The sequence below is a fragment of the Halomonas denitrificans genome (assembly GCF_003056305.1).
GTDB lineage: Bacteria > Pseudomonadota > Gammaproteobacteria > Pseudomonadales > Halomonadaceae > Halomonas > Halomonas denitrificans.
Genome location: NZ_PYVX01000002.1, coordinates 487,512 through 505,426 on the forward strand (window position 1 = coordinate 487,512; position 17,915 = coordinate 505,426).

Sequence of the window (17,915 nt, forward strand, 5' to 3'; positions counted from 1 at the left end):
GCAAACCGCCCCCTGCCGGTGGGCGAGGGGGCGGTCGGGTCGCGACAGCGCTCGATCAGGCGTCGATGCGCTTGTACTTCATGCGGTGCGGCGTGTCGTTGCCGACGCGCTTCTTGTGGTCCGCCTCGTACTCGGTGTAGTTGCCGGCGAAGAACTCCACGTGGGAGTCGCCCTCGAAGGCGAGGATGTGGGTGGCGATGCGGTCGAGGAACCAGCGGTCGTGGGAGATCACCAGGGCGCAGCCGGGGAAGGCCAGCAGCGCCTCCTCCAGCGCGCGCAGGGTCTCGATGTCCAGGTCGTTGGACGGCTCGTCGAGCAGCAGCACGTTGGCGCCCTGCTTGAGGGTCTGGGCCAGCTGCAGGCGCCCGCGCTCGCCGCCGGAGAGCTCGTTGAGGCGCTTCTGCTGGTCGTTGCCCTTGAAGTTGAAGCGACCGACATAGGCCCGCGAGGAGACCTCGTAGCCGTTGATGTTGAGGATGTCCTGGCCGTCGGAGACCGCCTCCCACACCGTCTGCTTGTCGTCGAGGGCGTCACGCAGCTGCTCGACGTAGGCGATGTCGACGGTCTCGCCGATCACCACCTCGCCGCGATCGGGCTGCTCCTGGCCGGTAATCAGCTTGAACAGCGTCGACTTGCCGGCGCCGTTGCCGCCGACGATGCCGACGATGGCGCCGGGCGGCACCGCGAAGTCCAGGTTCTCGTAGAGCAGCTTGCCGTCGAAGGCCTTGGCCACGTCGTGGAACTCGATGACCTTGTCGCCCAGGCGCGGGCCGGGCGGAATGTAGATCTCGTTGGTCTCGTTGCGCTTCTGGAAGTCGCCGGACTGCATCTCCTCGAAGCGGTTGAGGCGCGCCTTGCTCTTGGCCTGGCGACCCTTGGCGTTGGAGCGCACCCACTCCAGCTCCTGCTTGATGGCCTTGTTCTTGGAGGCCTCCTGCTTGGCCTCCTGCTCGAGGCGCTTCTCCTTGGCCTCCAGCCAGCCGGAGTAGTTGCCCTCGAAGGGGATGCCCTGGCCGCGGTCGAGCTCGAGGATCCAGCCGGCCACGTTGTCGAGGAAGTAGCGGTCGTGGGTGATCGCCACCACGGTGCCGCTGTAGTCGTGCAGGAAGCGCTCCAGCCAGGCCACCGACTCGGCGTCCAGGTGGTTGGTGGGCTCGTCGAGCAGCAGCATGTCCGGGTTGGAGAGCAGCAGGCGGCAGAGCGCGACGCGGCGGCGCTCGCCCCCGGAGAGGTGGCCGACGCGGGCGTCCCAGGCGGGCAGGCGCAGCGCCTCGGCCGCCACCTCGAGCTTGCGGTCGAGGTTGTGGGCGTCGGAGGCCTCGATGATGTTCTCCAGGCGCGCCTGCTCGGCTGCCAGGGCGTCGAAGTCGGCGTCCGGCTCGGCATAGGCGGCGTAGACGGCGTCGAGCTTCTCCTGGGCCTCCTTGATCTCGCCCAGCGCCTCCTCCACGGTCTCGCGGACGTTCTTGTCGTCGTCGAGCTGGGGTTCCTGGGGCAGGTAGCCGACATTGATGCCCGGCATGGGGCGCGCCTCACCCTCGAACTCGGTGTCGACGCCGGCCATGATGCGCAGCAGCGTCGACTTGCCGGCGCCGTTGAGGCCCAGCACGCCGATCTTGGCGCCCGGGAAGAACGACAGCGAGATATCCTTGAGGATCTGCTTCTTGGGGGGCACGACCTTGCCCACCCGGTTCATGGTGTAGACGTATTGCGCCATGTAGAGCCACTTGGTTGGGGGATTTCGGTGGCCACGATGATAGAGCCCGGGGGCGGCAAAGACCAGCCTCCCCGCGGGCGCTGGAGAGGCTTACTCCTCCTCTTCTTCTTCCTCTTCCTCGAGGGCGTCATCGAGGGACCAGTCGTCGGCGATGGCGCGGTGCAGGCGGCGCTCCTCGATCAGCGCCTCCACGCGGCGTCGCGCCCGCAGGGTGTCGGCGCGACTCGTCGGGCGCGTCTGGGCGGGTTCGTCGTTATCGGCGCTCAGGTAGTCCTGGTCGTCGTCGAAGGGGGTGTCGAGAAGGGGTTCATGGCTCATGCGAAGTCCTCCCATGGCCTGGGCCGAGGGCTCGAGCCGTCGGCACGGCGATCGATCGCTTCGCGTCCCCGGCGGGGAGCCTGAAGCGCCAGCGGCAATACCTCTTGCCTGCTGGCTATATATCGTCACGGCGGGAGGAGAACAAGCCCCTGGCGGGAGTTTTTTCGCGCGCCCCGGGCGGGCGCCGGGGCGGGCTCAGGAGAGGCCGTGCTCGGCCTTGAGCCGCTCGAGCTCCTGCTGCGCCTCGACCCGCTCGGTGACGTCCTTCTGCACGCCGATGTAGTAGTTGAGGTTGTCGTCCTCGTCGTGCACCGGCGTGATGGAGAGCTCGTTGTAGAAGAGGGTGCCGTCCTTCCGGTAGTTGCGCAGCACCTCGCGGCAGGGGCGTCCCTCCTTGAGGGCGAGGCGGATGGCATCGAGCCCGGGCTGGTCGCGGTCCTCGTTCTGCAGGAAGCGGCAGTCCTGGTAGAGGATCTCGTCGGCGCTGTAGCCGGTGAGGCGCTCGAAGCCCTGGTTGACGTAGATCAGGATGTTCTCGTCGCCCTCCTGCTCGGCGACCACGATGCCGTCCTCCGAGGCATCGACGATGCGTTCCAGCAGTTCCGGGCTGATCAGCGGGGATCGTTTCATGCAGGGGCTTCCTGTCGCGATGCCCCCGGCGCGCATCCAGGCGTCGGCAGGGGCGGGGATATTAGCGGTATCATGGCCAGCCGGCGGCGGGATTTCAACGCGCGCGGCGCGCCGATCACTCCACCTCGGGCAGGCGTTGGGCGCTGGCGGCGGCGGCCAGGCCCATCAGGGCCAGCACGGCCAGCAGCCCGGCGCTGCCGAGCCACTGGGCCAGCAGGCCGACGAGGCCGCCCACGGCCAGCATCAGCACGCCGGTCAGCGTATTGGAGAGTGCCACATAGAGGGCCCGGTTGTCGGCCCCGGCCATGTCGACGACGTAGGTCTTGCGCCCCAGCCGCACGCCGGCGTGGACGATCACCAGCAGCGCATAGACCAGCGCGTAGGGCCAGACGGTCTCGCTCCAGGCCGCCGGCCACCAGGCGAAGGCCGCGCCGAGCAGGCAGCCGGCGGCGGTGCCGAGGCCGCCGTCGCGCATCACCCGCCGGCTCGAGGCGTCGGTGCGCTTGCCCCACACCGGGCTCGCCAGCATGCCGGCCACCCCCGAGACGACGATCAGGATGCCCAGCCCGCCGAGCTCGGCGCCGCTCTGCTCCTGGCCCAGCAGCGCCACGTAGGGCAGCGCCAGGGCGCTGGCCAGCAGCAGGGCGCGGGCAAGGTTGAAGTGCAGGAAGTCACGGTCGTCGCGCAGCAGGTGCAGGCCCGTCCTGACGCTCTCCCAGGCGTTCTCGCCGCCCTTCACGGCGCCGGGCACCTCCTCGATGCGCGCCGCGCACAGCGCGTTGACGGCCCAGCCCAGTGCGGCGACGCCGAGCAGGGCGGCCAGCGCCAGCTCCCCCGGGCGATCGCCGAGCAGCACCAGCACGCCACCGGCGGCCAGGGTGACGCCCCCCGCCACGCTGCCGCTCCAGCCCATCAGGGTGCCGCGGCGCTGCTTGGAGATGGTCTTGCCCAGCACGTCCTTGGTGGCGATCGACGACAGGCCCCGGGCCAGCGACAGCACCACCAGCACGCCGAGCACCAGCGCCCCGCCGAGGCCGCCCTGGCCGAACAGGGCCAGCAGGGCGAGCAGGCCCGCGGCGATCGCCTGGAGGGTACCGCCGAGCACCCAGACCCACTTGCGCTCGGGCTTGAGGCGGATGAAGCCGGCGATGAACACCTGGGGCAGCAGGGCGCCGGCCTCGCGGATCGGCACCAGCAGGCCGACCATCCACAGCGGCGCGCCGATCAGCCCGAGGAGCCAGGGCAGCACCAGCCGGGCGCTGGCGAGCTCGTCGGCCAGCTTGTTGCCCAGCGAGGCGACGAGGTGCAGGAAGAAGTTGCGCGGCTGCTCCCGGCAGGCCTCGTCGGGGATGTCCCGACACATCCGGCTGTCCTCGTCGCCGGTGAGCCACTCGTAGAGGCGGGTCTGGCTGATCTCGGGGGCGGCCATGCGCACTCCTTTCGCCGTCGGTAATGGGCGACATTGTTGCGGCATCGCCGGCGCTTGTCACCCCGGCTAGCCGCGTCCGCCGGCGGGGCTCGCGGCGAGCGACGCCTCGCCCGGCTCGCCCTGGCGCAGGGTGATCGGCGACAGCAGCAGGGCGCCGACCAGGAACAGCCCCAGGTAGCCGATCAGCGGATAGAAGAACGCCACCAGCTGGGTGAAGCCGGCGAAGCTCGCCACGAAGCCTACCGCCAGCGTCGCCAGGCCGAAGCGCCGGGCGGTGGGGGTGCGCAGCGCCACGAAGCGGGCGATGAAGGCGTAGAACATGCTGGTGGCGGTGCTGAAGATCATGCCGAAGAGGATGAAGGACATGAGCGTCGACAGCCACGGCGAGATGGCGTCGATGATCGAGAGCATCGGCATGGCGTAGCCCGCGACCGCCTCGACCTGGGAGAACAGCGCCAGGTGGCTGACCAAGATCAGCACCCCGATGCCCGCGCCGCCGAGCAGCCCGCCCCAGCCGGCGATGCGCTCGTCCTCCTCGGCGCCGCCCATCACCAGCGCCATGGCGGCGCCCACGGCGATGTTGAACGACACGTAGTTGACCGCCGAGACCAGCCAGTGGGGCAGGGTCGAGGGCAGCGCCTCGGCCAGCGGCGCCAGCTCGTCGAAGCCGCGCTCCAGGGTGAGCAGGCTATAGCCGCAGGCCGCCACCAGCGCCAGCACCAGCAGCGGCGTGATGCTGCCGATCATCGCCACCACCCGCTCGACGTCGAGCATCACCGTGACGCCCACCAGCACCGTCATCAGCACGCTGCCCACGGCGGGCGGGAGGCCGAACTGCTGCTCGAGGATCGAGCCGGCGCCGGCCAGCATCACCACCCCCACGCCGAACAGCGTGAAGATGATCACGTAGTCGACGATACGGCCGATATGGCGACCGCTGATCCGGTAGATCACGTCCCGGTGGGAGCGGGTGTGAAAGCGGCTGCCCAGCCGGGTCAGCATCATGCCCAGGTAGGCGAACAGCGCCGTGGCGACCGCCGCCGCGGCGGTGCCCCAGTGCCCGAAGCTGGTGAAGTACTGCAGCACCTCCTGGCCCGAAGCGAAGCCTGCGCCCACGATGACGCCGATGAAGGCGCTGGCCATTTTGAGTATTTTCCACATGATTCGCCGGATTCCTTGCTGGTATGGGTCGTTGGGTTGGTTTTTTCTTATAGGAAACAGGGTTTATTTTAGGATACGGAGTTTCGCGGCGTATCTTCGCCAAAGGTGGTAGACGCGCCCGAACGGGCGAAGCAAGGGCGGGGTGGCCGGGGAGGGAGGGCACAGACAGTGCCGCACGCTTGCCTTAGGATGAGGTGTCCATACTCAGCGTTGCGACAGGGAAGGATCGTGTCACGTATCAGAATTCACTACTGCACTCAGTGCCAGTGGCTGCTGCGCAGCGCCTGGTACGCCCAGGAGCTGTTGTCGACCTTCGGCGAGGACCTCGACGGCGTCGAGCTGGTGCCCTCGCACGGCGGCTATTTCGAGATCTTCCTCGACGAGGCCTCCCTCTGGGAGCGCAAGCGCGACGGCGGCTTCCCCGACGTCAAGGCGCTCAAGCAGGCGGTGCGCGACCGCCTCGACCCCGACCGCGATCTCGGGCACATCGACCGATGAGTCCGTCGATCATGGCTCAAGATCGTCAGGCGATGCTCTTCGGCCTGGGTGCGGTGGCGCTCTGGTCCACCGTGGCCACCGCCTTCAAGGTCGCGCTCGCCTACATGTCGCCGCTGGAGCTGATGTGGCTCGCCTCGCTGGTCTCCTGGGCGCTGATGGGCGTGCTGGTGGCGCGCCAGGGCCTGCTGCGCCAGGCACTGCGGCGCGGCTGGCGCACCGCGGCCTGGGCGGGGCTGATGAACCCGGTGGCCTACTACCTGGTGCTCTTCGCCGCCTACGATCGCCTGCCGGGCCAGGAGGCGATGGCGCTCAACTACACCTGGGCGCTGGCCATGGCCTTCCTGGCCGTGCCGCTGCTGGGCCAGCGCCTGACCCGCATGGACGTGGTCGCCGGGCTGATCGCCTACGCGGGGGTATGGGTCATCGCCACCCGCGGCGCGGTCTTCGACGTCGCCTTCGCCGACCCGCTGGGGGTCGGCCTGGCGCTCGCCTCGACGCTGCTCTGGGCGCTCTACTGGCTGCTCAACGCCCGGGATCATCGGCCGGCGCTGGTCGGCCAGTGGCAGAACTTCAGCGTAGGGGTGCCGGTACTGACGCTGCTGCTGCTGTTCGGCCCCGGCCTCGAGTGGCACGGCTGGGCGGGACTCGGCGCCGGGGTCTACGTGGGGCTCTTCGAGATGGGCATCGCCTTCGTGCTCTGGCAGCTCGCCGTGCACAAGGTGTCGCGCACGGCGAAGGTCTCGAACCTGATCTTCCTCTCGCCGCCGGTCTCGCTGCTGCTCCTCTACCTGGTGGTGGGCGAGCCGATCCTGCCCTCCACCCTGGTGGGCCTGGTGCTGATCCTCGGCGGCCTGGGGCTGCAGCAGTGGCAGAAGAGCCCGGTGCCGGCGCCTCAGTCCTGAGCGAGTGCGGCCAGCGCCACGCCGCTCTCTTCGAGCAGCGGCGCGAGCGCGGGCCAGACGTTCTCGAGGATCACCGGCTGGGCCTCGGCGGTGGGATGAATGCCGTCGTCCTGCATCAGCTCCTCGTCGAGGGCCACGCCCTCGAGCAGGAAGGGCACCAGCGGCAGGTCGTGGCGGTCGGCGAGCCGCGTGAAGACGCCGGTGAAGGCGTCGCGGTAGGCCTGGCCGTAGTTGGGCGGGATGTCGATGCCGAGCAGCAGCACCTCGGCGTCCGCCGCCTGGCTTTGCTCGATCATCGCCGCCAGGTTGGCGCGCATCTGCCCCGGCGGCAGCCCGCGCAGGCCGTCGTTGCCGCCGAGCTCGAGGACAACGATCTCGGGGCGATGCTGTCCGAGAAGGTCGGGAAGCCGGGCGGCGGCGCCGCTGGTGGTCTCGCCGCTGATGCTGGCGTTGACGACGCGCGCCTTTCCGTCCAGGCGGGCCTGCAGCAGACTGACCCAGCCGGCCCCCTGCTCGATGCCGTAGGCCGCGCTGAGGCTGTCGCCCATGACCAGCACCACCGGGCGCGACGCCGCCAGCGCCGTGGAACCGGCCAGCATCAGCACCAGCGCCAGCCAAAGCGCGGAGCGTGTCAGCGCCGCCTGCCGGCCCAACGCATTCACAGGGAAGCCCTTCGCCATGTCCATCTCCTCTCGCCCGGGTATCGATCCGATTCTACACGCCGACGCGCTCGCCAAGCAGGTCGAGAGCGGTGAGCGGCGACTGACCATTCTGAGTGGTTTATCGCTGTCGGTGTTCCCCGGGGAGAGCGTGGCGATCCTCGGCCAGAGCGGCGCCGGCAAGTCGACCCTGTTGGGGCTGCTGGCCGGGCTGGACACGCCCAGCGGCGGGGAACTCGCGCTGTTCGGCCGCTCGCTCGGCGAACTCGACGAGGACGGCCGCGCCGCGCTGCGTGCCGGGCGGGTGGGCTTCGTGTTCCAGAACTTCCAGCTGCTGCCGACCCTGACGGCGCTCGAGAACGTGCTGCTGCCGCTGGAGCTCTCGCCGAGCCCCGGCGCCGAGGCGCGGGCCCGGGAGTGGCTCGAGCGCGTCGGCCTCGGTGAGCGCCTGGATCACCTGCCCAAGCAGCTCTCCGGCGGCGAGCAGCAGCGGGTGGCCCTGGCCCGGGCCTTCGTCACCGGGGCCGAGCTGGTGTTCGCCGACGAGCCCACCGGCAACCTGGACCCGGTCACTGGCGAGCGCATCATCGAGGCGCTCTTCGCCCTCAACCGTGAGGCCGGCACCACCCTGGTGCTGGTGACCCACGACCACGCCCTGGCGCGGCGCTGCGATCGCTGCCTGCGCCTGGAGGGCGGCCGGCTGGTCGAGATGGCCCCCGAGGAGGTGATGGCATGAGCCGCACCGCCTGGCCGACCCTGCTGCGCCTCTCGGCGCGCGGCCTGCTCCGCGACCTGCGCGCCTCCGACGTGCGCGCCCTGGCGCTGGCCCTGGCGCTGGCCGTGGCGGCCTCCACCATGATCGGCTTCTTCCTCGATCGCCTCGACCGCGGCCTGACCCGCCAGGCCGGCCAGCTCTCCGGCGGCGACGTGGTGCTGGAGCAGGGACGCCCCTTCGGCACCGAGGTTCGCGAGGCCCTCGAGGAGGCGGGCCTCGTGCTCTCCGACCAGATCGACATGGTCTCCATGGTCAGCCGCGGCGACGCCTTCCAGCCGGCGAGCCTCAAGGTCGTCGATGGCGTCTACCCCCACTACGGCACGGCCCGGGTGGATCGCGGCAACGGCGTCGAGGCGCTGGCCCACGGGCCGGCGCCGGGGGAGGCCTGGGTGGCGCCGCGCCTGGCGCTGCTGATGGAGCTCGAGGTGGGCGATCGGATCCGCCTGGGCCAGACCGAGCTCGCGGTCGGCGGGATCATCGAGCGCGAGCCCGACCAGTCGGCCGGCTTCGGCAATTTCAATCCGCGGCTGATGATGCACGTCGACGACCTCGACGCCACCGGCCTCGTCCAGGAGGGCTCCCGGGTGGAGTTCGAGCTGCTGGCCGCCGGCAGCGCCGAGGCGGTGGCGCGGGTCGAGCCGCTGCTCGAGCGGCTGCGCCGCGAGGGCGTGGAGGTGCGCGACGTGCGCCGCGACCGGCCCTCGCTGGGCAACGCCCTGGCGCGGGCCGAGAAGTACCTGGGCCTGGCGGGGCTCGCCGCCGTGCTGCTGGCCGGGGTGGCCGTGGCCATGTCGACCCGCCGCTACGTCGATCGCCACCTCGACACCGCGGCGCTCTTGCGCTGCTTCGGCGCCACCCAGCGCGAGCTGCTGCGGCTCTTCGTGCTGCAGCTCGCCTGGCTGGCGCTGGCCGCCTCGGCGCTCGGCGCGCTGCTGGGGCTGGCCGGACAGGCGCTGCTGGTGCGCCTGCTCGCGGCCTTCCTGCCCTTCAGCCTGCCCGCGCCGGGGATGCTGCCGCTGTGGCTCGGGGTCTTCACCGCCCTGGCGGTGCTGGTCGGCTTCGCCGGGCCGACCCTCCTGCGCCTGAAGCGCGTCAGCGCCCTCAAGGTGCTGCGCCGCGAGCTCGACCCGCTGCCGCCCTCCGCCTGGCTGGTGGTGGGCGTGGCGGCGCTGGTCTTCGGCGGCCTCTTGTGGCTCTACTCCGGCGACCCGGGGCTCGCGGCCGGCCTGCTGCTCGGCGGCCTGGTGATGCTGGCGGTGCTCTGGGGGCTCGGCGGGATGCTCCTGGCCCTGGTGCTGCGCGCCACCGCGCGGCTGCCCTGGGAGAGCGGCAGGGCGGAGGGGCTGATCACGGCCGTGCGCCTGGGCGGCCAGCAGCTGGCGCGGCGCCGCCGGGCGAGCCTCGGCCAGCTGCTGGCCTTCTCGGTGACCTTCTTCGCCGTGGCCATGATCGCCCTGGTACGCGGCGACCTGCTCGCCACCTGGCAGGCCCAGCTGCCGGAAGAGACGCCCAACCACTTCGCCATCAATATCCAGCCCCAGGAACGGGACGCCTTCGAGGCGGCGCTGGCCGGCGCCGCGGACGCCCGCAGCGCCCTCTACCCCATGGTCCGCGGGCGCATCAGCGCCATCGACGGCGAGCTCCCCCAGGAGGTGGTGCCGGCCGAGTCCCGCGGCGACAACGCCCTGCGTCGCGAGCTCAACCTGACCTGGCGCGAGACCCTGCCCGAGGGCAACCGGGTGGTGGCCGGCGAGTGGTTCGCCGCCGACGGCGAGACCACGGGCTGGCTCGACGAGGTGGCCGCCGAGCCTCGCCCGGCGGCCGAGGGTGCGAGGGCCGGCGATGCGGCGGTGCCGATCTCGGTGGAGGACGGCCTGGCCGAACGGCTCGGCCTCGCCCTCGGGGATCGGCTGACCTTCACCATCGGCAGCGACGAGGTGGTCGGCGAGGTGACGAGCCTGCGCAGCCTCGACTGGGAGAGCTTCCGGCCCAACTTCTACGTGATCTTTCCGCCCGGGGTGCTGGAGCGCTTCGGCCACAGCTTCATCACCGCCTTCCACCTCGGCGACGACGACCGCGACCTGCTGCGCGAGCTGGTGCGGGAGTTCCCCGGGGTCACCCTGCTCGACGTGGAGGCGATTCTCGCCCAGGTGCGAGAGGTGCTGACCCAGGTCACCCGGGCGGTGGAGCTGGTGCTCGCCTTCGTGCTGCTGGCCGGCATCAGCGTGCTCTATGCGTCGCTGACCGCGAGCCTGCCGGTTCGCGCCCACGAGAGCGGCCTGCTGCGGGTGTTCGGCGCCGGCAACCGGCTGCTCTCGCGGATGCAGGCGGCCGAGTTCGCCGTGCTGGGCCTGGCCAGCGGCCTGATGGGCGCGCTGCTGGCGGAGCTCGCCGCCGCCGGGATCTACCTCGCCTGGTTCGACCTGGCGCCGCGGCTCCACTGGGAGCTCTGGCTGATCCTTCCGGTGGCGGGGGCCGTGCTGATCGGCGTCATCGGCCACCTGCTCTCCCGGGGCCTGCGTCGCCAGGCCCCGGCGGCGAGCCTCGGCCTGCTCGGCGAGGCCTGAGGTGACGATGGCGACCCACGCCCTGCGCGCCCGCCTGCTCGAGGCCCAGCTCGACCTCGTCCGGCGCCGCGAGCGGGCGGTGGTCGTGTTGCTGACCGGCCACGCCGTGACCCACAAGGGACGGCTGGTCAACGAGCTCGATCACTGGCTGGAGAACCGCCACACCGAGGTGCACGCCTTCGCGCCCGGCAGCGAGGAGCAGGAGCGCCCCTACTGGTGGCGCTACTGGCGGCGCCTGCCCGATCGCGGGCGCATCGGCATCTTCCTCCACGGCTGGTACGGCGATGCGCTGTTCAGCCGGGCGGAGCGGCGCCTCTCGCCGGGGGCCTTCCGGGACCGGTTGGCGGAGATCCGGGCCTTCGAGGCCGAGCTCGCCGCCGAGGGCGTGGACCTGCTCAAGCTGTGGATGGACATCGAGCGCCCCGTCCAGCGCCGCCGGCTCCAGGCGCTGCAGGCCGACCCGGCCCGCGCTTGGCAGCTCGGCCCCGGCGACTGGCGGCGCCACCAGCAGTACGGGATCATCGATGCCCTGGGGCGCGAGCTGCGAGAGGCCACCGCCGCCGAGCACGCCCCCTGGCGCCGGCTCGCCTTCCGCGACCCCAAGCCCCAGCTCGAGCGGCTGGCGGGCCTGCTCCACCAGACTCTGGTCGCGCCGCCGGGCCCGCCCACCGCCGTGGCGCAGGCGCCGGTCGAGGCGGCGCCGGCGGCCCCGTCGCTGCACCGCGCCGAGCCCCGGGTCTCGGCGCCGATGGACAAGGCGAGCTACGCCGCCGAGCTGGCCGAGGCCCAGGGCCGGCTGGCCCGCAGCGCCCGGGAGCTCTCTCGCCGGCGCATCCCCGTGGTTCTCGCCTTCGAGGGCCTCGACGCGGCGGGTAAGGGCGGCGGCATCCATCGGGTCACCGCGGCGCTGGACGCCCGCCAGTACCGGGTCCACCGCATCGCCGCCCCCAGCGACGAGGAGCTCGCGCGGCCCTGGGCCTGGCGCTTCTGGCGCCGCCTGCCGGCCGACGGGCGCATCGCACTCTTCGATCGCAGCTGGTACGGCCGGGTGCTGGTGGAGCGGGTCGAGGGGCTGGCCCCCGAGGCGGCCTGGCGGCGCGCCTATGCGGAGATCCGCGAGTTCGAGCGCCAGCTGCTGGCCCACGGCGCCGTGCTCGGCAAGCTGTTCCTCTCGATCAGCCAGGAGGAGCAACTGCGCCGCTTCGAGGCCCGGGCCGCCACGCCCCACAAGCGCCACAAGCTCACCGACGAGGACTGGCGCAACCGCGCGCGCTGGGAGGCGTATCGGGGGGCCATCGACGAGATGTTCGCCCGCACCCAGGCGCCCGGCGCCGAGTGGACGCTGGTCGCCTGCAACGACAAGCGCGCCTCCCGCCTCGCCGTGCTCGAGGCGATCAACCGGCGGCTGGAGGCGCGGCTCGCCGCCCCGGGCTGAGCCTGGCCCGGCCCCGTGCAAGGCGGCTAGACTGCCGGGCCGGGGGCCGTCTCCATTCGCTCACTCACGACTTGCCCAGTTCATACTTTTCCCATTCCCCTTCTTCCATGTCCCCAGGTTCGAGAGGTGTTGCCATGCGTTCGATGTCCCGCCAGGCCCTGCTGGTCGCGCTGTCGCTGTCGATCTCCCTGCCGGCGCTGGCCGGCGAGCGTGCCGAGCGGCTGGAGGCCGACCTGCGCGCGCTGTTCGCCGATGAGGGCACGCTTGAGATCGGCGAGGTCGAGGAGGCGCTCATTCGCGATCGCGTCACCGCCCACGACCTGCACTTCGCCGGCCCCGACGGCCAGCAGTTGTGGCTCGATCGCTACGTGGTCAGCGGCGACTACGATCGCCCCGACGAGGTCCGCATCGAGGGGATCCGCCTGGAGGCGCCCGGCCGCGAGCAGTCGCGGCTTGCCGCCGGGACGCTGCGCCTCGACGCCCCGTCCCGGGCGGTCCTGCCCCTGCACGAGGAGCGTTGGCCGGCGGACGTCACCGTCGAGGGGCTCGGCCTGGAGGCGTTCTCCGCCGAGTTCGACGGGCAGGGCGCCGCCAAGGCCCGCGGGCGGATCGCCGTCGAGCGCCTGGAGGCCGCGGGGGTGAGTCGGGATGCCCTCGACGCCCTGGAGGTGAGCGGGGTGAAGGGCAAGGCCGCGGGCGATGACGAGTTCGGCAGCGGCACCTTCGCCCTGGCCTTCGCCCGGGTCGAGGGGCTGCGCGGGCTCGAGGGACCGGAAGAGGCCCGTGAGCTCGACCGCCTCGAGGTGCGCGACCTGGCCCTCGACTTCGACCGACTGGTGGCGTCGCTGGAGTCACTCGAGGTCGACGGCGACGTGAGCGACGGCGAGGGCGGCGTCCGGCTCGAGGCGCTGGAGCTCGACCTGGCGCGGATGATCGCCCTGGCGCCGGAGGCGGAGCGCACACGGCTGCGCATGCTCAGCAACGTGCTGACCGACGGCAGCGGACGGCTGCGCCTCGACGCCGACTCCACCGGCCGCTGGACGGCGGAGGAGGGCGTCACCCGGCTGCTGGGCGAGCTGACCCTCACCGCCGACGAGGCCTTCGGCTGGGCGGTGGACGCCGACCTGCCGGTGCGCCTGCCTGCGGGCACCGAGCCGGCCGACGTCCTGACCCGTCAGGCGCCCCTGGAGGAGGCGACCCTGCTGGGCGGACGCATCGATGCCACCCTCACCGACCTGGGGCTCTTCGGGCGGCTGCCGACGATCATGGCGGCCCAGCAGGGCGTCAGTAAGGCGACCTTCCTGGATCAGGCGCGCACCCAGGCCCAGGGCTTCGGCATGATGCTCGGCCCGGAGATCGAGGCCCTCTTCACCGGCCTGGTGGCGATGATGGCGGGCGAGGCCAGCGAGCTTGCCATCGCGCTGCGCCTGCCCGCCGAGAGCGAGCTCGAGGCGCTCTCCGCCGATCCCCTGGCGCTGCCCGAGCGCCTCGAGATGCGCGTGGAGAGCCGCTGAGCCGAAGCCGGGCCCGTCGCCGGCGCTTGAACGATCCGGGGGTGCCGATGATCGCCTTTCATGTGAAAGCCGCCGGGGGCTGGGGTATCATGGGCCCCCCAGATTTTCCCCGTGATGCGAGGTTCCCCGCCGATGTTCAGCCGTGACATGCAGATTGCCGGTTTCGATGACGCCCTCTTCGACGCGATGCAGAAGGAAGTCGCGCGTCAGGAGGCGCACATCGAGCTGATCGCCTCCGAGAACTACGCGAGCCCGCGGGTGATGGAGGCCCAGGGCAGCCAGCTGACCAACAAGTACGCGGAAGGCTACCCCGGCAAGCGCTACTACGGCGGCTGCGAGTACGTGGACATCGTCGAGCAGCTGGCCATCGACTACGCCAAGGAGCTGTTCGGGGCGAGCTACGCCAACGTCCAGCCGCACTCCGGCTCCCAGGCCAACGGCGCCGTCTTCCAGGCGCTGGTCAAGCCGGGCGACACCATCCTCGGCATGAGCCTCGACGCCGGCGGTCACCTGACCCACGGCGCCAAGCCGAACTTCTCCGGCAAGCACTACGAGGCGATCCAGTACGGCCTCGACGACAGCGGCCTGATCGATTACGAGGAGGTGACGCGCCTGGCCCGCGAGCACCGGCCGAAGATGATCATCGCCGGCTTCTCCGCCTACTCCCAGATCATCGACTGGGCGCGCTTCCGCGAGATCGCCGACGAGGTGGGTGCCTACCTGCTGGTCGACATGGCCCACATCGCCGGCCTGGTGGCCGCCGGGGTCTACCCGACGCCGCTGCCCCACGCCCACGTGGTCACCACCACCACCCACAAGACCCTGCGCGGCCCGCGCGGCGGCCTGATCCTCTCCGCCGAGGGCGACGAGGCGATCGAGAAGAAGCTGCAGTCCGCGGTCTTCCCGGGCGGCCAGGGTGGCCCGCTGGAGCACGTCATCGCCGCCAAGGCGATCTGCTTCAAGGAGGCCATGGCGCCCGAGTTCAAGACCTATCAGCAGCAGGTGGTCAAGAACGCCCAGGCCATGGCCGGCGTGTTCATCGAGCGCGGCTTCGACATCGTCTCCGGCGGCACCGAGGATCACCTCTTCCTGCTCTCGCTGATCAAGCAGGGCCTGACCGGCAAGGACGCGGACGCCGCCCTGGGCCGCGCCCACATCACCGTCAACAAGAACGCCGTGCCCGGTGACCCGCAGAGCCCCTTCGTCACCTCGGGCCTGCGCATCGGCACCCCGGCGGTGACCACCCGCGGCTTCGGCGAGACCGAGTGCAAGGAGCTCGCCGGCTGGATCTGCGACATCCTCGACGTCATGGCCGAGGGCTCCGACAGCGCCGCCATCGAGGCTGAGGTGAAGGCCAAGGTCGAGGCGGTCTGCGCCCGCCTGCCGGTCTATCGCGGCTGACACGCGTCTCTTAGCCAAGCGCCGCCGCACCGCGGCGCCCCACGCCCCGCCAGGATGCCCCCTGGCGGGGCGTTTTCATGTGCGCTTCCGGTGCATCGGCGCGCTCGGGTCCCGTCGCGGCCGCCCCTGGCCCCCGCGGCGGCGCGCGTCGGCCGTGCCCTGGCACGCCCCCTGCATGGGCATGACGCGTCCACCCTCCTGGAGCCGGACCCGCCATGAGCCCCGCTACCGCTTCGCCCGCCGCCTGCCCGTCCCGCCTGCTCTTCACCGACCTCGACGGCTCGCTGCTCGATCACCACAGCTACGACTGGGCGCCGGCCCGGCCCTGGCTCGCCCGGCTGAAGGCCGAGGGGGTGTCGGTGATCCCGGTGACCAGCAAGACCCGCAGCGAGCTGTTGCCGCTGCGCCGCGAGCTCGGCCTCGAGGAGGCCCCCTTCGTCGCCGAGAACGGCGCCCTGGCGGGGCTCCCGCCGGCCTGGAGCCACGCCCGGCTGGACCGGGGGCCCGGCGCCGATGGCCTGGCGATCCGCCCCCTGGGGGTCGACATCGGCCTCATCCGACAGCGCCTCGCGGTCTGGCGCGAGCGGCTGGGGGTGCGCTTCACCACCATGAGCGAGATGCCCCTCGAGGAGGTGGTCGCCCTCACCGGGCTGGCGGAACCGCAGGCCCGCCTGGCGCGACGGCGCGAGGGGAGCGAGCCGCTGATCTGGGAGACGGGGAGCGAGCCCTCCGCGGCCTTTCGCGAGGGGCTCGAGGGCGACGGGCTGCGCCTGGTGCGCGGCGGGCGCTTCTGGCACGTCACCGGCGACTGCGACAAGGGCTGCGCCGTCGCCTGGCTGATCGAGCGCTTCGCGGCGCTGCGCGGCTGCCGGCCCCGGACCCTGGCGCTGGGCGACGGCCCCAACGACATCGCCATGCTCGAGATCGTCGACCAGGCGGTGGTGATCCGCGGCTGCCACGACCTGGCGGTGTCGCCGGAGCAGCCGTCGCTCTATCGCAGCCAGGCTACCGGGCCCGCCGGCTGGGCCGAGGGGGTGGCGCACTGGTGGGGGCGAGGCGGGTGCCGGGCGAGCGCGGCGGAGGAGGGTGAGCCGCCTGCCGAGCCTGGACCGCGAGACGGCAGGGCGACGGCATGAGCGACTGCCACCGGAACGGCCTCGTCACCGACGTCCTGGGCCGTCCCCGCGAGCGTCCCTTCATCCCCGGCGGGCATCGCGTCGAGGCGGCCATTCCCGACCTGCCGGAGCGGCGCTGACAGGCGGTGGAGCGCGGCCACGCCGGTGAGGTCTCGCCGCGCCGGCGCCGGCGTATCGCGAATCCGTTATGCTGGAAGGAGGGGAGGGCCATCGCGACGCCCCTCCCGCCACGCCAGCCACCGGGAGCGAGCGCATGTCGACACTGACCTTCCAGGGTGCGGTCAAGGAAGTCACCGGGTCCCGCTACCTCCTCGAGGTGGACGGCGATGCCCGCCCCCATCGGCTGCTGCTGGAGTGCGGCCTGCACCAGGGCGGCGGCGATGCCGACGCGGCCAACGCCCGCGGCTTCGGCCGCCTGCCCGGCGAGCTCGAGGCGGTGGTGCTCTCCCACGGCCACCTCGACCACTCGGGGCTGCTGCCGAAGCTCGTCCGCGAGGGGTATGACGGGCCGATCCACTGCACCCGCGGCACCCGGGACCTGCTGGAGATCATGCTCCAGGACGCCGCCTTCATCATGGCCAAGGACGTCGAGTGGGAGAACAAGTGGCGCACCCGCCACGGCAAGCCGCTGGTCGAGCCGCTCTACGAGCTGAAGGACGTGGAGCGCACCCTGTCGCTCTGCACCTCCCATGGCTACGGCCAGCCCGTTCAGCTTCCGGGCGGCGTCACCCTGGTGTTCCACGATGCCGGGCACATCCTTGGTTCGGCCATCGTCGAGCTGGCCGTGCCCTCGGGCGGCCAGACCCGCCGGCTGGTCTTCTCGGGGGATCTCGGCAACCCGAGCTCGGTGCTGATGAAGGAGCCCAAGAAGCTCCATGAGGCGGACCTGGTGCTGATGGAGAGCACCTACGGCGACCGCGACCACCGCCCCCTGGACGAGACCCTGGAGGAGTTCGCCCGGGTGCTGGAGGAGGCCCACGAGGCGGGCGGCAACGTGCTGATTCCCGCCTTCGCCGTGGGACGCACCCAGGAGATCCTCTACCACCTGAGCGTGCTCTACCACGAGGGGCGGCTGCGCCAGCAGCTGGTGTTCCTCGACAGCCCCATGGCGATCAGGGTCACCGAGCTCTACCACCGCGCCCGCAAGTCCCTGGACCCCGACGACCTCAAGGTGCTCAACGTGGCCGCCAGCGGCGATACCCACCGCTACCTGCCGATCCTGCGCATGACGCGCACGGTGGAGGAGTCGATGGCCATCAACCGCATCCACGGCGGGGCGATCATCATCGCCGGCGCCGGCATGTGCAACGGCGGGCGCATCCTGCACCACTTCCGCTACAACCTCGAGAAGCCCAGCACCCGGCTGGTGATCGTCGGCTTCCAGGCCGGCGGCACCCTGGGGCGCCAGATCGTCGACGGCGCCGAGCGGGTCCGCGTGATGGGCCAGGACCTGGCGGTCAAGGCCCGGGTGCACACCATCGGCGGCTTCTCGGCCCATGCCGGCCAGACCCAGCTGCTGGGCTGGGTCGGCGCCTTCCGCCATCGCCCCCGCGTCTACCTGGTGCACGGCGAGCCCGGCGCCCAGCAGGCGCTGCAGGCACTGCTCGAGGAGGGCGGCATCGAGGCCGAGATTCCCGCCTACGGGGATCGCATCGAGCTCTAGCCGACGCGGCCGGACCGATAACGACCGGCTTGAGTGTGTCGGCCTGTAATTCCAAAACAATATAAATTTATAACATTATATCGGTTATAGTGTGGCCATACCGTCAAGCC

Annotated in this window: 16 protein-coding genes; 10 read left to right on the plus strand and 6 right to left on the minus strand. The window is 71.5% G+C overall.

Annotated features, from left to right (window positions below; translation table 11 throughout):
* Positions 1–55: 55 nt before the first annotated feature.
* The 5 genes from ettA to C9F13_RS08390 form a co-directional block, all read right to left on the minus strand.
* The gene (gene ettA / locus C9F13_RS08370) at positions 56–1,717 is read right to left on the minus strand and encodes an energy-dependent translational throttle protein EttA (RefSeq protein WP_108445776.1); all 1,662 of its coding nucleotides are present in this window, start codon (positions 1,715–1,717) and stop codon (positions 56–58) included.
* A gap of 90 nt (positions 1,718–1,807) precedes the next feature.
* Positions 1,808–2,035, minus strand: a complete 228-nt coding sequence (locus C9F13_RS08375) for a PA3496 family putative envelope integrity protein (RefSeq protein WP_108445777.1) — start codon at positions 2,033–2,035, stop codon at positions 1,808–1,810.
* 195 nt (positions 2,036–2,230) lie between these two features.
* Entirely contained in the window at positions 2,231–2,665 is a 435-nt protein-coding gene (locus C9F13_RS08380) for a PAS domain S-box protein (RefSeq protein WP_108445778.1), read from the minus strand.
* A gap of 115 nt (positions 2,666–2,780) precedes the next feature.
* The gene (locus C9F13_RS08385; RefSeq protein ID WP_108445779.1) at positions 2,781–4,094 is read right to left on the minus strand and encodes an MFS transporter; all 1,314 of its coding nucleotides are present in this window, start codon (positions 4,092–4,094) and stop codon (positions 2,781–2,783) included.
* A 66-nt stretch (positions 4,095–4,160) separates the two neighbouring features.
* Positions 4,161–5,237 (minus strand): YkvI family membrane protein, encoded by a 1,077-nt coding sequence (locus tag C9F13_RS08390; protein ID WP_211310935.1) that lies wholly within the window; start codon positions 5,235–5,237, stop codon positions 4,161–4,163.
* A gap of 246 nt (positions 5,238–5,483) precedes the next feature.
* On the opposite strand from C9F13_RS08390, the gene C9F13_RS08395 reads away from it, so the two are divergent.
* Both C9F13_RS08395 and C9F13_RS08400 read left to right on the plus strand, forming a co-directional pair.
* Positions 5,484–5,753: an Rdx family protein gene (locus C9F13_RS08395; RefSeq protein ID WP_108445781.1), complete on the plus strand. Its 270-nt coding sequence runs from the start codon at positions 5,484–5,486 to the stop codon at positions 5,751–5,753.
* Between the two features lie 11 nt (positions 5,754–5,764).
* Complete coding sequence (locus C9F13_RS08400) at positions 5,765–6,655, plus strand: DMT family transporter (protein WP_108445782.1); 891 nt, start codon at positions 5,765–5,767, stop codon at positions 6,653–6,655.
* Here C9F13_RS08400 and C9F13_RS08405 read toward each other — a convergent pair.
* A complete protein-coding gene (locus tag C9F13_RS08405) occupies positions 6,646–7,335 on the minus strand; it encodes an arylesterase (protein WP_245888735.1) in 690 nt (229 codons plus the stop codon). The two genes, C9F13_RS08400 and C9F13_RS08405, sit on opposite strands and share 10 nt — an antisense overlap.
* On the opposite strand from C9F13_RS08405, the gene C9F13_RS08410 reads away from it, so the two are divergent.
* The 8 genes from C9F13_RS08410 to C9F13_RS08440 all read left to right on the plus strand — a co-directional run bounded on the left by C9F13_RS08410 (position 7,334) and on the right by C9F13_RS08440 (position 17,805).
* Positions 7,334–8,050 carry an ABC transporter ATP-binding protein gene (locus C9F13_RS08410; RefSeq protein ID WP_108445783.1) on the plus strand — a complete coding sequence of 239 codons (717 nt, stop codon included), beginning with the start codon at positions 7,334–7,336 and terminating at the stop codon, positions 8,048–8,050. The two genes, C9F13_RS08405 and C9F13_RS08410, sit on opposite strands and share 2 nt — an antisense overlap.
* Positions 8,047–10,656 (plus strand): ABC transporter permease, encoded by a 2,610-nt coding sequence (locus C9F13_RS08415; protein ID WP_108445784.1) that lies wholly within the window; start codon positions 8,047–8,049, stop codon positions 10,654–10,656. The genes C9F13_RS08410 and C9F13_RS08415 overlap by 4 nt, the downstream gene beginning before the upstream one ends.
* A 7-nt stretch (positions 10,657–10,663) precedes the next feature.
* Positions 10,664–12,091, plus strand: a complete 1,428-nt coding sequence (locus tag C9F13_RS08420; RefSeq protein WP_108445785.1) for a polyphosphate:AMP phosphotransferase — start codon at positions 10,664–10,666, stop codon at positions 12,089–12,091.
* Positions 12,092–12,225: 134 nt separating this feature from the next.
* Positions 12,226–13,605 carry a translocation/assembly module TamB domain-containing protein gene (locus tag C9F13_RS08425; protein WP_108445786.1) on the plus strand — a complete coding sequence of 460 codons (1,380 nt, stop codon included), beginning with the start codon at positions 12,226–12,228 and terminating at the stop codon, positions 13,603–13,605.
* A 132-nt stretch (positions 13,606–13,737) separates the two neighbouring features.
* On the plus strand, positions 13,738–15,006 hold the full coding sequence (gene glyA, locus C9F13_RS08430) for a serine hydroxymethyltransferase (RefSeq protein ID WP_108445787.1): 1,269 nt from the start codon (positions 13,738–13,740) through the stop codon (positions 15,004–15,006).
* A 215-nt stretch (positions 15,007–15,221) separates the two neighbouring features.
* Positions 15,222–16,142, plus strand: a complete 921-nt coding sequence (locus C9F13_RS08435; RefSeq protein ID WP_108445788.1) for an HAD-IIB family hydrolase — start codon at positions 15,222–15,224, stop codon at positions 16,140–16,142.
* Positions 16,139–16,261, plus strand: coding sequence for a hypothetical protein (locus tag C9F13_RS17795; protein ID WP_281261067.1), 123 nt, complete (start codon positions 16,139–16,141; stop codon positions 16,259–16,261). The genes C9F13_RS08435 and C9F13_RS17795 overlap by 4 nt, the downstream gene beginning before the upstream one ends.
* A 134-nt stretch (positions 16,262–16,395) precedes the next feature.
* The gene (locus C9F13_RS08440) at positions 16,396–17,805 is read left to right on the plus strand and encodes an MBL fold metallo-hydrolase RNA specificity domain-containing protein (RefSeq protein WP_108445789.1); all 1,410 of its coding nucleotides are present in this window, start codon (positions 16,396–16,398) and stop codon (positions 17,803–17,805) included.
* The last annotated feature ends 110 nt before the right edge of the window (positions 17,806–17,915 follow it).

Coding starts and splice junctions, on each gene's coding strand:
- ettA (WP_108445776.1), bottom strand. CDS start 1,717: ATGGCGCAATACGTCTACACCATGAACCGGGTGGGCAAGGTCGTGCCC.
- C9F13_RS08375 (WP_108445777.1), bottom strand. CDS start 2,035: ATGAGCCATGAACCCCTTCTCGACACCCCCTTCGACGACGACCAGGAC.
- C9F13_RS08380 (WP_108445778.1), bottom strand. CDS start 2,665: ATGAAACGATCCCCGCTGATCAGCCCGGAACTGCTGGAACGCATCGTC.
- C9F13_RS08385 (WP_108445779.1), bottom strand. CDS start 4,094: ATGGCCGCCCCCGAGATCAGCCAGACCCGCCTCTACGAGTGGCTCACC.
- C9F13_RS08390 (WP_211310935.1), bottom strand. CDS start 5,237: ATGGCCAGCGCCTTCATCGGCGTCATCGTGGGCGCAGGCTTCGCTTCG.
- C9F13_RS08400 (WP_108445782.1), top strand. CDS start 5,765: ATGGCTCAAGATCGTCAGGCGATGCTCTTCGGCCTGGGTGCGGTGGCG.
- C9F13_RS08410 (WP_108445783.1), top strand. CDS start 7,334: ATGTCCATCTCCTCTCGCCCGGGTATCGATCCGATTCTACACGCCGAC.
- C9F13_RS08405 (WP_245888735.1), bottom strand. CDS start 7,335: ATGGCGAAGGGCTTCCCTGTGAATGCGTTGGGCCGGCAGGCGGCGCTG.
- C9F13_RS08415 (WP_108445784.1), top strand. CDS start 8,047: ATGAGCCGCACCGCCTGGCCGACCCTGCTGCGCCTCTCGGCGCGCGGC.
- C9F13_RS08420 (WP_108445785.1), top strand. CDS start 10,664: ATGGCGACCCACGCCCTGCGCGCCCGCCTGCTCGAGGCCCAGCTCGAC.
- C9F13_RS08425 (WP_108445786.1), top strand. CDS start 12,226: ATGCGTTCGATGTCCCGCCAGGCCCTGCTGGTCGCGCTGTCGCTGTCG.
- glyA (WP_108445787.1), top strand. CDS start 13,738: ATGTTCAGCCGTGACATGCAGATTGCCGGTTTCGATGACGCCCTCTTC.
- C9F13_RS08435 (WP_108445788.1), top strand. CDS start 15,222: ATGAGCCCCGCTACCGCTTCGCCCGCCGCCTGCCCGTCCCGCCTGCTC.
- C9F13_RS17795 (WP_281261067.1), top strand. CDS start 16,139: ATGAGCGACTGCCACCGGAACGGCCTCGTCACCGACGTCCTGGGCCGT.
- C9F13_RS08440 (WP_108445789.1), top strand. CDS start 16,396: ATGTCGACACTGACCTTCCAGGGTGCGGTCAAGGAAGTCACCGGGTCC.